The 13161-nt window shown below is 52.6% G+C and carries 14 protein-coding genes; 10 read left to right on the top strand and 4 right to left on the bottom strand.

Annotation, left to right across the window (positions count from 1 at the left end):
* Positions 1–3 precede the first annotated feature (3 nt).
* The 10 genes from fliI to fliR all read left to right on the top strand — a co-directional run bounded on the left by fliI (position 4) and on the right by fliR (position 8114).
* Complete coding sequence (gene fliI, locus ACFQ1T_RS11480) at positions 4–1485, top strand: flagellar protein export ATPase FliI (RefSeq protein ID WP_313988821.1); 1482 nt, start codon at positions 4–6, stop codon at positions 1483–1485.
* Positions 1486–1503: 18 nt separating this feature from the next.
* Positions 1504–1950, top strand: a complete 447-nt coding sequence (gene fliJ / locus ACFQ1T_RS11475) for a flagellar export protein FliJ (protein ID WP_194746927.1) — start codon at positions 1504–1506, stop codon at positions 1948–1950.
* Positions 1951–1968: 18 nt separating this feature from the next.
* On the top strand, positions 1969–3345 hold the full coding sequence (locus tag ACFQ1T_RS11470; protein ID WP_379076750.1) for a flagellar hook-length control protein FliK: 1377 nt from the start codon (positions 1969–1971) through the stop codon (positions 3343–3345).
* A 150-nt stretch (positions 3346–3495) separates the two neighbouring features.
* Complete coding sequence (locus ACFQ1T_RS11465) at positions 3496–4110, top strand: flagellar basal body-associated FliL family protein (protein WP_379076747.1); 615 nt, start codon at positions 3496–3498, stop codon at positions 4108–4110.
* A gap of 15 nt (positions 4111–4125) precedes the next feature.
* Entirely contained in the window at positions 4126–5130 is a 1005-nt protein-coding gene (gene fliM, locus ACFQ1T_RS11460; RefSeq protein WP_194746924.1) for a flagellar motor switch protein FliM, read from the top strand.
* A gap of 59 nt (positions 5131–5189) precedes the next feature.
* Positions 5190–5615: a flagellar motor switch protein FliN gene (gene fliN, locus ACFQ1T_RS11455; RefSeq protein WP_194747501.1), complete on the top strand. Its 426-nt coding sequence runs from the start codon at positions 5190–5192 to the stop codon at positions 5613–5615.
* Positions 5616–5636: 21 nt separating this feature from the next.
* On the top strand, positions 5637–6158 hold the full coding sequence (gene fliO / locus ACFQ1T_RS11450) for a flagellar biosynthetic protein FliO (protein ID WP_379076744.1): 522 nt from the start codon (positions 5637–5639) through the stop codon (positions 6156–6158).
* Positions 6159–6269: 111 nt separating this feature from the next.
* Entirely contained in the window at positions 6270–7034 is a 765-nt protein-coding gene (gene fliP / locus ACFQ1T_RS11445; protein ID WP_379076741.1) for a flagellar type III secretion system pore protein FliP, read from the top strand.
* A 24-nt stretch (positions 7035–7058) separates the two neighbouring features.
* On the top strand, positions 7059–7328 hold the full coding sequence (gene fliQ, locus ACFQ1T_RS11440; RefSeq protein WP_379076738.1) for a flagellar biosynthesis protein FliQ: 270 nt from the start codon (positions 7059–7061) through the stop codon (positions 7326–7328).
* A gap of 18 nt (positions 7329–7346) precedes the next feature.
* Positions 7347–8114, top strand: coding sequence for a flagellar biosynthetic protein FliR (fliR, locus tag ACFQ1T_RS11435; protein ID WP_379076736.1), 768 nt, complete (start codon positions 7347–7349; stop codon positions 8112–8114).
* Positions 8115–8222: 108 nt separating this feature from the next.
* Here the strand turns inward: fliR and flgL are convergent, their stop codons facing one another.
* The 4 genes from flgL to ACFQ1T_RS11415 all read right to left on the bottom strand — a co-directional run bounded on the left by flgL (position 8223) and on the right by ACFQ1T_RS11415 (position 13090).
* Positions 8223–9128 carry a flagellar hook-associated protein FlgL gene (flgL, locus tag ACFQ1T_RS11430; RefSeq protein ID WP_379076733.1) on the bottom strand — a complete coding sequence of 302 codons (906 nt, stop codon included), beginning with the start codon at positions 9126–9128 and terminating at the stop codon, positions 8223–8225.
* Positions 9129–9168: 40 nt separating this feature from the next.
* On the bottom strand, positions 9169–10812 hold the full coding sequence (gene flgK / locus ACFQ1T_RS11425) for a flagellar hook-associated protein FlgK (RefSeq protein WP_379076730.1): 1644 nt from the start codon (positions 10810–10812) through the stop codon (positions 9169–9171).
* 102 nt (positions 10813–10914) lie between these two features.
* A complete protein-coding gene (gene flgJ, locus ACFQ1T_RS11420; RefSeq protein WP_379076727.1) occupies positions 10915–11991 on the bottom strand; it encodes a flagellar assembly peptidoglycan hydrolase FlgJ in 1077 nt (358 codons plus the stop codon).
* 13 nt (positions 11992–12004) lie between these two features.
* Positions 12005–13090, bottom strand: a complete 1086-nt coding sequence (locus tag ACFQ1T_RS11415; RefSeq protein ID WP_275356364.1) for a flagellar basal body P-ring protein FlgI — start codon at positions 13088–13090, stop codon at positions 12005–12007.
* Positions 13091–13161 lie beyond the last annotated feature (71 nt).

Raw genomic sequence — 13161 nt, 5'->3', positions numbered from 1 at the left:
GTCATGACAATTTCAGATTCAGGGCTGCCGACGTTAGACGCGGTTGCTGACAATAGCCCCCAAGTCACCAATGAGCCTCCCAAGCAGCCCAATGTGCATGAGCAGCGCTGGCAAAGTTATTTGCGCGATTGCAGTGAACTGATCAATATGGTCGACCCGCTTGAAGTCGCAGGTCGTATCGTCAAGGTGACTGGCCTGGTGATGGTCGCTACCGGTATCAAAATGCCAATAGGCGGTGCCTGTTTTATCCCGTTACAGGATGGAGGCCGGGTAGAAGCCGAGGTGGTGGGATTCGATGGCGAGAATTTGCTGCTCATGCCGCAAACCGCGTTGGAGGGGGTCACCCCGGGCGCCAAGGTGTTCAGCATGGAAATTGCTGAAACCGTGCCAAAACCACAAATTGGCCGCCCGCCACGTCGACGTGCACAGGATAGAGCGCGCCATTTTCCGGTAGGGGATGGCTTGCTCGGACGCGTGGTCGATGCAGCCGGTAATCCGCTGGATGGTCTGGGCCCAATTCCGGGGGATGTGACCGCGCCACTCAATGGCCGCGTGATCAACCCATTGCAACGGGCACCGATTGAAGACACCCTGGATGTAGGGGTGCGTGCGATCAACGCCATGCTCACCGTGGGCAGGGGACAGCGCATGGGCCTGTTCGCCGGTTCTGGTGTGGGTAAGAGTGTGCTGCTGGGCATGATGGCCCGTTACACAACTGCGGATGTGATCGTGGTCGGCCTGATTGGTGAACGGGGCCGCGAGGTACAGGAATTTATCGAGCAGATTCTGGGGCCGGAGGGGCTGGCACGCTCTGTGGTGGTCGCTGCACCTGCCGACGTCTCGGCATTGATGCGCTTGCAAGGCGCGAGTTATGCCACGGCCATTGCCGAGCGTTTCCGCCAGCAAGGCAAAAATGTGTTGCTGATTATGGATTCACTCACGCGTTATGCCATGGCGCAACGCGAAATTGCCCTGGCCATTGGTGAGCCACCGGCAACCAAGGGCTATCCGCCTTCTGTGTTTGCCAAATTGCCGGCACTGGTCGAGCGTACCGGCAACGGAGCCAGGGGCGAGGGCTCGATTACAGCGTTTTATACCGTGTTGACCGAAGGCGATGACCAGCAGGATCCGATTGCGGACTCTGCGCGCGCGATTCTGGACGGACACATCGTGTTGAACCGCAGCCTGGCTGAAAGCGGACATTACCCCGCTATTGATATCGAGCAGTCGATCAGTCGCGCCATGCACAACATTACCAGCAAAGAACATCAACAGGCCGCCCGCATGCTCAAGCAGTGGTACTCACGCTATCTGCGCAATCAGGACTTGATCGCGGTAGGGGCTTATCAGCCAGGATCAGACCCCATGCTGGATATCGCGATTAGAAAACGTGACGACATCAATGCCTTTTTACAACAAGACATTGATGAGTGTGCGGATATGCAGCATAGCCTGCAGCAATTAGCCAACACGCTAACCTTATAGCCCCTTTAAAGCGAGCCCATGGCCAAACAATCCACCCAAACCCTGACCTTGCTTAACCAGTTGGCTGCCGACGAGGTGGAAGCGGCGATGCAGGCGCTGGCCCAGGCCATGCAACAGCTGGAACAGGCGCAACAGCAGCAAGTCATGCTGGCGCAATATCAGCAGGAATATGAGCAGCAATGGCAGCAGGTAGTGCAAAACGGCCTTAAAGCCGATTTATACCGTAATTTTCAGGGCTTTTTCTCGCAATTGGAATTGGCGGTACGCACGCAAAATGCTCAAATCGAACAATGTCAGGCGATTGTCCAGCAGCAGCGGTTGCGGTTGCAGGAAAAACAGCGCAAGCAAAAGTCTTATGAAGTTTTGATTACGCGGGCTCAAACCTCACAGGCCAAGGCTGAAAACAAGCGTGATCAGAAAATGATGGACGAATTTGCCAGCCGCGCCAGACGAGCACGTTGGTAAATAGCCGGGAGTAATGTGATGGCCTTGATTAATTCACCAGTACTGCCTACCCAGGCGTCAGAGGCGCTTAAAGTGCCCATGACGTCGTCAGGCGGCCAGGAGCCGGTGTCACCCGATGCGTTTTCACAAACCTTGCGCCAGCAAATGGCCCAAGCCCAACCTGCTGCGCCTAAAGATAAGCCTACTGCGCCCAAAGCGGAGAGCAACACTGAGCAAGGTGCTGTGTCGAATAAGGCGAGCGAACCGACTGAACCGGCTGACAAAGCCACTGCCGCCACGGGGACAGAAGTCGCCCCTACAGAAAAAAATATTCCCCATCGCACAGGCAAAACCACGGCCAAATCCAAAGCAGACGAGAGCGACAGTCAGGCAAACAGTGTTGCCAAAGAGGCTTCTAGCGTGGTCTCACCTGCCGTTGGAGGGATTGACCCTGCCCGTTTGACCGATGCCAAACCAGACCAGAAAAAAACCGGTGTTGGCACGACTGAGGATCCCAGTGCTGCGGCTGCCGGCATCATGCCATGGATGCAGACCATGCTTGCGATGCGGGCTAATCAGCCCGCAGAGGCTGTCAAAGGTGGCGCCGAGGGGAGTGGCTTGACGCTCAGTAACGGTCGTTTTACGGCCGCTGGCCAACACGGGGTAGGCAATGAGTTGCAGACCACGCCAGCCACCGACAAAGACTCGCTGACAGCAGCGACTACGACTGTGCAAGGCGGTAAGCAGCTCTCGGGTCAGTCCACCAAATCAGACAAGGCGGTTGAAGGCTTTACAGCGCTGTTGAATAACGCCAAATTGACCAGCGCGGAGATTGGCTTGCCTAAAGGCATGGAGCAGGCAGTGCGTACGCATGAAACGACGCAGGGTGCCAGTACATTGACTACGCCGCCCATGATAGAGGCCATGCAGAATACGCCCTGGTTGCAATCGGCTGGTGTGACCGATCTGAGCCAGGTGGTCACCACCCAGATTACGACACCGTTTACCGATGACCGTTGGCAAGCGGCAATTAACCAGCATGTGATGCAGATGGCCAGCAAGAGCGACGAAGTGGCTAGTCTGACCCTGTCGCCCCCGGATTTGGGGCCCATCCAGGTGGTGTTAAAGGTCGATAACCAGTCGGTGAATCCCAGTTTTATCACCGATAACCCCCTGGTGCGTCAGGCGCTGGAAGATGGCATGCAGGATCTGCGTGATCGCATGCAGTCCCAGGGCTTGGAACTGGGACAGACCTTTGTTGGCAACGGGCAGCAGGCACAACAGCATTTTGAACAGCAATCCAGCCGTGATTCTGCAAGGACTGCAGCCCCTGCGGCTGAGTCAGACACGACGATCGTACCGCAAACGGCAGTCCAGTCACGTGTGGTACGTGGCCTGGTGGATACGTTTGTATAAGCACTGCTCCAGATTGGCTAGCATGCCTCACCCAGCATAAAGGTTGATTTAACGCTGATTTTCCCCTTTTATCCGGCAATGTTTTGCTGGGCGCCCTCCGCATAATGACACCATATATCGTCAAAGTTTTACAGTAAGAAAGGTAGTGTCATGGCTCAAGAACCAGCAAAAGCAGACGGTGCAGCAGAGGCCGCCCCCAAATCCAAGAAAAAACTGATTGTGATCCTGGCCGTGGTGCTGGCGTTAGCCGCTGGCGGCGGCGCAGCAGCCTTCTTCCTGATGAAAAAACCTGAGGCGCATCAGGCCAAAGATAAGCATGGTAGCAAGGCCGGCAAGGAAGATGGCCATGAAGAAGGGGCTGCTGAGGGCGAAGAGGAAGAGGCCGCAGCCGATGAAGAAGAGGAAGAGCATGAAAGCAGTGGTGGCGGTGGCCATGGTGAAGCGGCTGCTGGCCCGGCCTACTTGCAATTTGAAACGTTTACCGTCAACTTGCTGCCTGATCCCGATGAAAAGTTTTTGCAACTGGACCTGACGATTGAAGCCAAAGACACTGCGCTGGCCGACAAAATGAAGGCACAAATGCCGCTCATGCGTAACCGTGTATTGATGTTGCTCACCAGTAAAAAAGCATCGGATATTGCGACGCCTGAGGGGAAAGCTCAGCTCAGCGAAGAACTGCTGGCAGAACTGAAAAAACCATTGAAAAAGGGGGGTAAACAACTCAAGATCAAACAGGTGTTGTTTACTTCATTTGTGATCCAGTAATGCCTGAGAGTAACCATGTCTGCAGATAAATTTTTATCACAAGACGAAATCGACGCCTTACTCAAGGGTGTCGAGGGCGACGATGACAGTGATGCCTCCAGCAAGGATGAGTCTGGTGTCCGCAACTACAACCTAGCCACGCAAGAGCGCATTGTGCGTGGGCGCATGGCCACGCTTGAGATCATTAATGAGCGTTTTGCCCGGTTGCTGCGTATTGAGTTGTTCAATTTTCTGCGGCGTACGGTCGAAATCTCGGTAGGGCCGGTCAGGATCATCAAATACACGGACTTTATCCGTAATCTGGTGGTCCCCACTAACCTCAATTTGATCCATATGAATCCCTTGCGCGGCACGGGTGTACTGGTGCTGGATCCTACCTTGGTCTTTTTGCTGGTGGATAATATGTTTGGTGGCGATGGCCGCTTTCATACCCGGGTGGAGGGGCGTGATTTCACCGAAACCGAGCAGCGGATTATTCAACGCGTGCTGAATATCTTGTTTGATGCCTACCAGAAAGCCTGGGCGCCTATTTATCCGGTGCAGTTTGAGTATCTGCGCTCGGAGATGAATACCCAGTTTGCCAGCATTGCCACGCCGAATGAAGTGGTGGTGGCGATTACGTTTAATGTGGAGCTGGGACCTAACAGTGGTGAAATCCATTTCTGTGTGCCTTATGCCATGGTGGAGCCGATCAAGGACTTGTTGACCTCGTCCCTGCAAGGCGAGAACCTTGGCGGTGACAAACGCTGGGTAAAAATGATGACCCAGCAAATCCAGGCGGCAGAAGTTGAAATTGTGGCCAATCTGACCACACGCAAGATGATGGTGGCAGACCTGCTTGCGTTAAAAGTGGGGGATGTCATTCCTGTGAATATTCAGGATACGGTAGAAGGACAAATCGATAACGTGCCTATTATGGAGTGTCGTTATGGCGTGTTTAACGGGCAATATGCGCTCAAGGTGGAAAAAATGATACGTGCTGACGGTAGTAGTCAGGAACAATTGCAAGGAGAGTCATAATGGCAATGGATCCCGCGACAAGTAGTAATGAAGAGGAATTGGATGCCGCACTGGCCAGCATGGGGATGCCTGAGTCGGAAGGGGTGCAAACCATTGCCGAGGATGACTGGGGCGCGGCCCTGGCCGAGCAAACCAAAGCCGAGTCCTCTGCATTGCAAGAGCCGATAGGCAAGGCCGCCGTCTTCAACGAGTTTAGCAGCAGCAACAAGCTCGAAGGCACCCAGAACGATATTGATTTTATTCTGGATATTCCGGTACAGCTGACTGTAGAGCTGGGCCGTACCAAGATTTCGATCAAGAACCTGCTGCAATTGGCGCAAGGTTCTGTGGTTGAGCTGGATGGCATGGCGGGTGAACCCATGGACGTATTAGTGAATGGCTGCCTGATTGCACAAGGTGAGGTGGTGGTGGTGAACGACAAGTTTGGTATCCGCCTAACCGACATCATTACCCCAGCAGAACGTATCCGTAAACTGAACCGCTAACTGTCCGGGATACTGATGCGTATGATGCATGCATGCAAATGGCTGCTGGCTGTCGTGGCTAGTTGGAGTATTTCGCCGCTCGCCCTGGCTGCTGCGACAACAACGGCCGCTACAGTAGCCCCTAGCACCGGCGATACCTTGGGCCGTATGGTGTGGGGCACGGTGATCGTCTTGCTGGCGATTGCGGCGGTTGCCTGGTTCTTGCGCCGCGTCCTGCCTGGGCAAGGCTATTCAAAAGCTGGTGTGATCAGGCAGGTTGGCGGCTTGCAATTGAGCCCACGCGAGCGGGTGGTGGTGCTTGAAGTGGGTGGCCGTTGGCTGGTGGTAGGGCTGCATGGTGGGCAAATGACCGCGTTGGGTGAGGTGAGTCCGACTGCCACTGAATCGGCTGCATCCGACAGCACGCAGGCGGCAGAGCCTTCTGCCCAGGCGATCTCTGCTCAAACGATTGTTGATCCGCAAGCTTCTTTTGCCGTGCGTTTGCAACAGGCGATGCAGGCCACCTTGCAAGACAAAGTCAAATCTTTCAAAAGCAAGCCTTGAGTGGCTTATTTCCAGCCTTTGATTGGGCTGTCCCAAGCGTACACTGTCCTTAACTTATTTTAGAGCTTGTGCTGTCTGATGATGGCGCAAGTCAGTGACGGGTATTGTTGCATGCGTTTACATTCCATCCTCAAGTCTTTGCAAGTCTTGCTGCCAATCGCACTGCTGCTATTGTGGTCATCAGGCAGTCTGGCGGCAGAGGGCTTGCCCATCGGCACGGTGACTCCTGCGCCAGGGGGGGGCCAGGACTATACACTGAGCCTGCAAACGCTGATTCTGCTGACTGCGCTCACGTTTATTCCAGCGGCCTTGCTCATGATGACCGGCTTTACGCGCATTGTGATTGTGCTGTCGCTGTTACGTCAGGCGCTGGGGACACAGTCTGCCCCCTCTAACCAGGTGTTGATCGGCCTGGCCTTGTTTATTACCTTTTTTGTCATGGGGCCGGTATTTGACAAGATTTATACCGACGCCTACCAGCCGCTTTCCGAAAGCAAAATTACCATGCAGGAGGCGCTGCAACGCGGTGTTTTGCCGCTTAAAACCTTTATGCTCAAGCAAACGCGCGAGACTGACCTGGCCATGTTTGCCAATATGGCCCATAGCGAGTCCATCAATACGCCAGAAGAAGTCCCGCTCAGAATTCTGGTGCCTGCCTTCATGACCAGCGAGCTTAAAACAGCGTTCCAGATCGGTTTTGCCATTTATATTCCTTTTCTGATTATTGACATGGTGGTGGCCAGTATCTTGATGGCCATGGGCATGATGATGATGTCACCTTCTGTGGTGTCCTTACCATTCAAGCTGATGCTGTTTGTCCTGGTAGACGGCTGGCAATTGATCCTGGGCTCTTTGGCGCAAAGCTTTGCCCTCTGATTGTTCTCTTTTCTGGAGTATTCTATGAGTCCCGAACAAGTCCTGACCTTGGGTAGTGAAGCCATGCAGACCACCTTGATGGTGGCGGCGCCGGTATTGGGCACTGCGCTGATCATTGGTCTGGTGGTAAGTATTTTTCAGGCGGCCACACAAATCAACGAGCAGACCTTGTCTTTTATTCCCAAGCTGGTCGGGGTGATGGCGATCTTGCTATTGGCTGGGCACTGGATGCTGATGACGCTGGTGGATTACATGCACCATATCTTCACCATGATTCCACAGCTGGCCAATTAACGAGGGCTGCCTCGCCAGATGCTGACGATTCATGACTCAGACCTGCAGCAGTGGGTGGTGCAGTTTCTCTGGCCGCTGACACGTATCCTCGGCTGCATTGCCGTGGTGCCGTTGTTTAGTCATCCCTCCATTCCCAACCGCATTAAACTCACAATCGGCTTTATCATTACGCTGGCACTGGTGCCTGGCATCCAGGTGCCTAATATTGCCGTGCTGTCATGGCAAGGCTTGTTCTCATTACTGGCGCAGTTTTTGATCGGCATCAGCATGGGCTTTGTCATGCGGCTCATGTTCACTGCCGTTGAGCTGGCTGGCTTTATGATGGGGATGAGTATGGGGCTGGGCTTTGCCAGTTTTTATGATCCGCATACCGAAGGGCAGACTATTGCAGTTGCTCAGATGCTGACTATGCTTACCTTGTTGGTGTTTATGAGCCTGGATGGGCATCTGATTGTCATTGCGGTCATGATGCAAAGTTTTGAAACTATGCCGATTAGCATGGCGCATTGGCAACTGAATAGCCAGGCGATTGCAAGCATTGGAGGTCATATTTTCTCGCAAGGCTTGCTGATGTCTTTGCCCGTGATTGCCAGTCTGCTGATTACCAACATGGCGCTGGGCGTATTAACCAAAGCCGCCCCTCAACTCAACCTGTTTGCCATGGGCTTTCCAATCACCATCGCGGTCGGGTTTATCATGATTTTGCTCGGATTACCTTCTCTGATTCATCCGGTCGAGGACTGGATGATCGATGCACAGCAATACATGCTGCAAGTGCTGCATTAGTCTCACTGATTTACCAATTGCGCTTTAGACGAATTGTTTGGATTGATCCATGAAAAAGCCGATCGCTGGTAAGCGATCGGCTAAAAATCAGTGCGATACCGATCTGAATTAAATAAACTGGAACAGTGACAATTTAGAGGTCGAAACAAACGACTTCTGAGCGGCTTCCATAATGGTATTCTTTTTAGCCAGGTCAGACAGTGCTTGCGTGTAGTCCAGATCTTGCAAGTCGGAAAGTACCTTAGAGTATTGAAGGGATATATCATCGCCAGTGTCATCCAGAATCTGGATTTCATTGAGTTGGCTACCAATTTGCGCTCTGGTATCAAGAATACTGTCCAGGGATTTGTCTGTATTCTGCAGAGCAGTTGCCAGGCCATTGGTGAAGTTGGTGCGGGATGTTGCATCAGTAATCGGTGTATTGAGCAAGGTAATCGCTTGCTGCATGTTGGCAAATAAGTTATTGCCGTTGGCATTGAACACGCTATCACCGGTAAACGTGGTCGGCATGGTCCGGTTATCATCAATCTGCAAATTCATGCGCGAGGTTTCCCCCTGGAAAACCCCCGCACTGGTAAATGCAGCCTTATCTGTTGTAAATCCTGAGTAGATAAAGTTACCCATGGAGTCTTTGGCGTTGGCCAGGCTGATCAGGCTATCCAGGCGGCCTTGCAACTCAGTCGCAATACTTTGGCGCTGGGCGTCGTTATAGGTGGCATTGCCCGCGGCCGTGAGTGAACTCTTGATATTTAACACCAGGTCAGTCACGGACGATAAATTGGTTTCATAGTTTTCGAGCATGCTACTGGCCGTTTTTCGCGTCTCGGCAAAAGTGTCCTTCATGCTCTTGTTATTGTTGATCTCGATAATCCTGGCAGAGGCAACCGGGTCATCCGCTGGTGAGCGGACTTTCTTGCCTGAAGAAATTTTTTCATTCAGATCATTCACGTCACTTTGTAGGCCCATGAGGCGGTTGGTGCCATTGGCATAGATCGTATTTGTACTTAATCTCATAGTGACATCCTTACTCGATGTGATTTACCCAGTTCTGAATTTATCTGCCCAGACTTAGCAGGGTATCGAACATATTACTGGCGATTTGCATCATTTTGCCTGCCGCTTGATACGCTTGCTGATAGCGTAGCAGGTTGGCAGCCTCTTCATCCAGGTTGACCCCTGATTGTGACTGCATGGCCGAGGTGGCATTATCCAGCGCAGTTTTGTCGGCCTGGTTAATGATGCTCATCTGGTTGGCTTTAATCCCCACCGCACTGGTGGTGAGCGCATAAGCCTGTGCAAAGGTTCTGTTGGTAGAGCTGGCATTCACCCTGACGAAGTTCTGATTCTGTAAATCAGCCAGTTTTAGCGCATTGGTGTTATCGCTTTCCCCTTTAGAAGGGTTGTTGGCCAATGCCAGTTTTTCCACATCCGTTACCGCCAGGGTCAATCCGCTGGCAGCATACTGGGTAGGCTTAATCAGGTAAGAGTCGCCATTGGTCGGTGAACTGGTATTCGTGTTAATGGTGATGCCATCCTGATTGAATGGCAAGGTTACATTTGTCCAGACGTACTTATCATTTTGGCGCGTGATATTGTACTGACCATTCACATACTCCAGGGTGTAGTTGCTGCTGGTCAGCTGTGAAGGGTCCGTGATCGCGACAGAGGCCTGTTTGCTCTGGTCAGTATTATTGCGGTTACTGATCGCGACCGGGCCAGCAATATTAAACATATTCTGGCCAACGGTACCGGTCAGGTCTGTGCCCTGTTTGTGCTGGTTGTTAAACGCCGTGGCAAAGGTAATCGCCAGTTGTCCCAGCTGGTTTTGTACCGTGTCTAGCGTTTCATCCCTGAATTGCAATGCGCCGCCCAATGCGCCGCCCGTCAGAGAGCCGCTTATGGGTTTAGGCGAGCCAGAAGCACCATAACCGACTTCAAGTCGGGTGCTATCCGTGTCATTGGGTACCGCATACAGGTCTTGGGATTGATTGCCCAGTACAATCGGGATGCCATTGCCGATGGAAACGTTGTAAGTGTTATCTTGCTGTGGCAGGACTGTCGTTTTGATCTGTTCACTGATTTTTGCGACGAGCAAGTCACGCTGGTCCATCAGGTCATTGGGCGGATTACCAGTTGAACTAAACGCTTGCTTGATTTTTTCATTCAGATCCGCAATAGAGCTGGCATAGCTGTTAATGGTTGCCACACTGGTTGAAACTTGCGTATTGATATTGGAACGCATTTCATCCAGACGCGAATTGACTGCGGTAAAGCGGCTCACCAAGGATTGCGCATTGGAAATGACCGTTTGCCGGGTGGCAATATCCGAAGGGTTCGCAGCCGCTGCGCTGACAGATCTGAAAAAGTTGGTCATCACCGCGCTCACGCCGGCTTTGTCATCAGACAGTAGGCTATTGACTTCATTAATGCCTTGTAAATATACCGAGCTTGAACTTTGGTTACTGGTTGTATTAATCACTTGTTTGGCCAGCACGTCATCGTAGGAGCGCACGATGGTCCCAACCTCGGCGCCTTGACCAAGGTAACCGTTACCAAAACTTTGTGCGGCTGCTGCCTTTTGAACAATCGTCTGCCTGTTGTATCCAGGCGTGGATGCATTGGCAATGTTATGTCCCGTGGTTGCAATGCCTAGCTGAGCGACGGTCAGCGCACTTTTCCCAACGTTTAATACATTCATATGCTATAGACCTTTCGGGCAAGCGGATGGATGACCGCTTAAAAACGGTCATCAACATCGCGATTAAGTTGCCTAACGGCAATGTTTTCAAATACTTTAATTTCAACTTCGCAAATGATTAATCACTTGCGTCAGTTTTTTGCCATATTGCGGATCAGTCGCATAGCCTGCACGCTGCAGCGCATGGGCATAAGCGCTGGCATCATGTGTGTTATTCATGGCTTGTTGATAGCGCGGATTTTGCGAAATCATTTTGGCGTAATCCTTGAATGCATCACTGTAGCTGTCGTAGGCCCGGAATTTTTCCACTTTGGTTTGCTTGACGCCATTCACGTACTCGGTGGTGGTACTACTGACGACTTTGCCTTTCCAGCTGGCATCAGCCTTGATGCCGAACAGGTTATGGCTGTTGACGCCATTCTCTGTTTTAATTTCATGTTTACCCCAGCCGCTTTCCAGTGCAGCCTGGCCGATCATAAATTTGGCCGGAATGCCAGATGCGTTACTGGCTGCCTGCGCATGTGGCAGCATGCTTTGAATGAATTGCTGGGTTTTGCCAGCGACTTCACGCATCGCGGTCGCCAACGGCGCCTGGGGCAGGGTAAAGCCTTGCACATTGGCTTGTGTTTCTTCAATCAAAGGCGGCAATTCCGGGATGCCACGTGCCCAGGCGGTATCGCTGGCTGGCGCTGTGGACTGAGTATCAGCAGCTTCCCATTGTTGATACGCTTCACGGATTTTTTGTGTTGCTTGTGCCAGCACGGCTTGGGCATGGGTGGGGGCTGCGCTCTGCACCGTTGCACTGCTGACTTTGTCAGTGGCTTTATTCGCCTTGCCCGATTCGTTACCGCTTGCGGGCGTGTTGGTATCCACGGGATGTCCGTTGAGTTTACTCAATTGCCTGACCAACACATCAGTGAGCCCCAGGCCTTTCTGGCTCAAATGGGTACTCAATTGTTGATCAAGCATGCCGGTAAACATTTTGCTTTGTTCGTTATCGGCAAAGCCTTCTTGCGGGACGGTATCGCGCATGCTTTTGAGCATCATGTTCATCAAAATACCTTCAAACTGACGTGCCACTGCACGAATGGTTTCAGGCGAGTCATTTTTGGCTCGCTTGAGACTATTCAGCGCACTGCCGTCTATGGCCAGGCTATTTGGATCGACACGTGGTTGCATGAGCGCCTCCCGTTTAAATCACCTCAAGCTCGGCATTCAATGCACCGGCCGCTTTCATGGCCTGCAGAATTGCCAGCAAGTCCTGCGGCGTCGTGCCAATGGCGTTGAGTGCTTTGACCACATCTGCCAGGTTGGCCCCATTGTTGAGCTTGAGCACTTTGCCAGGCTCTTTGTTGATATTGATCTCAGACACTGCAGTAGACACCGTTTGGCCGTTAGAGAATGGGCCAGGCTGGCTGATGACCGGTGAGGTATTAATGACCACTGACAGGTTGCCATGCGAGACGGCGCAACTGTCCAGCGTCACGGCCTTGTTCATGACCACGGAGCCGGTGCGTGCATTGAGAATAATTTTGGCAGGCGTTGCCGCCAGCGCCACATTAATGGTTTCGAGATTGGCCAAAAATGAGACACGGCTCATGCTCTCAGGTGGGCGAACCTGGATCACGCGGCCGCTCTCGGCTTGCGCAGTCATTGGGCCAAACTTTTTATTGATGGCTTCCACGACGTTATTGGCGGTTGAAAAATCACTTTCTTTAAGCTCAAGCCTGACAATATCCTGGCTGAGCAGGGTGTTTGGCAATGCGCGCTCTACGGTCGCCCCTTCAGAAATCCGGCCCACGCTCAGATGGTTAATCTGGGTCTGGCTGCCATTGGCTGAAGCGCCGACCCCGCCGACCACCAGGTTACCCTGCGCCATGGCATAAATCTGGCCATCTGCACCTTTGAGCGGTGTCATCAGCAAGGTGCCACCCCGCAAGCTTTTGGCGTTGCCCATGGAGGAAACGGTCACATCCAGTGTTTGTCCTGGTTGCGCAAAAGGGGGCAGGGCACTGGTGACCATGACGGCGGCAATATTTTTCAGCATCAGGTTGGTCCCGGGTGGAATCGTCACACCGAGCTGGTTCATCATGCTGATGATACTTTGGACGGTAAACGGGGTTTGTACTGTCATGTCACCTGTGCCATCCAGACCGACGACCAGACCATAGCCAATTAACTGGTTGCTACGCACGCCCTGGATGTTGCTGATGTCTTTGATCCGTTCTGCGTGGGCATTATCGGTGTTGACGATGGTCACGCTGAGGAATAACAGCATGCACAACAGTTCTTTTCTGTAGTCATAAAAAGACCGTAACAGGGTGCGTGCGTTGCGGGGGCGTGTTTGTT

Source organism: Methylophilus glucosoxydans (assembly GCF_042676145.1).
In the GTDB taxonomy this organism is placed as follows: domain Bacteria; phylum Pseudomonadota; class Gammaproteobacteria; order Burkholderiales; family Methylophilaceae; genus Methylophilus; species Methylophilus glucosoxydans.
This window is presented reverse-complemented; position numbering and strand designations above follow the sequence as displayed.

Coding starts and splice junctions, on each gene's coding strand:
- ACFQ1T_RS11470 (WP_379076750.1), top strand. CDS start 1,969: ATGGCCTTGATTAATTCACCAGTACTGCCTACCCAGGCGTCAGAGGCG.
- fliQ (WP_379076738.1), top strand. CDS start 7,059: ATGAGTCCCGAACAAGTCCTGACCTTGGGTAGTGAAGCCATGCAGACC.
- flgK (WP_379076730.1), bottom strand. CDS start 10,812: ATGAATGTATTAAACGTTGGGAAAAGTGCGCTGACCGTCGCTCAGCTA.
- flgL (WP_379076733.1), bottom strand. CDS start 9,128: ATGAGATTAAGTACAAATACGATCTATGCCAATGGCACCAACCGCCTC.
- fliN (WP_194747501.1), top strand. CDS start 5,190: ATGGGGATGCCTGAGTCGGAAGGGGTGCAAACCATTGCCGAGGATGAC.
- fliJ (WP_194746927.1), top strand. CDS start 1,504: ATGGCCAAACAATCCACCCAAACCCTGACCTTGCTTAACCAGTTGGCT.
- fliR (WP_379076736.1), top strand. CDS start 7,347: ATGCTGACGATTCATGACTCAGACCTGCAGCAGTGGGTGGTGCAGTTT.
- ACFQ1T_RS11415 (WP_275356364.1), bottom strand. CDS start 13,090: ATGCTGTTATTCCTCAGCGTGACCATCGTCAACACCGATAATGCCCAC.
- ACFQ1T_RS11465 (WP_379076747.1), top strand. CDS start 3,496: ATGGCTCAAGAACCAGCAAAAGCAGACGGTGCAGCAGAGGCCGCCCCC.
- fliP (WP_379076741.1), top strand. CDS start 6,270: ATGCGTTTACATTCCATCCTCAAGTCTTTGCAAGTCTTGCTGCCAATC.
- fliO (WP_379076744.1), top strand. CDS start 5,637: ATGATGCATGCATGCAAATGGCTGCTGGCTGTCGTGGCTAGTTGGAGT.
- fliI (WP_313988821.1), top strand. CDS start 4: ATGACAATTTCAGATTCAGGGCTGCCGACGTTAGACGCGGTTGCTGAC.
- fliM (WP_194746924.1), top strand. CDS start 4,126: ATGTCTGCAGATAAATTTTTATCACAAGACGAAATCGACGCCTTACTC.
- flgJ (WP_379076727.1), bottom strand. CDS start 11,991: ATGCAACCACGTGTCGATCCAAATAGCCTGGCCATAGACGGCAGTGCG.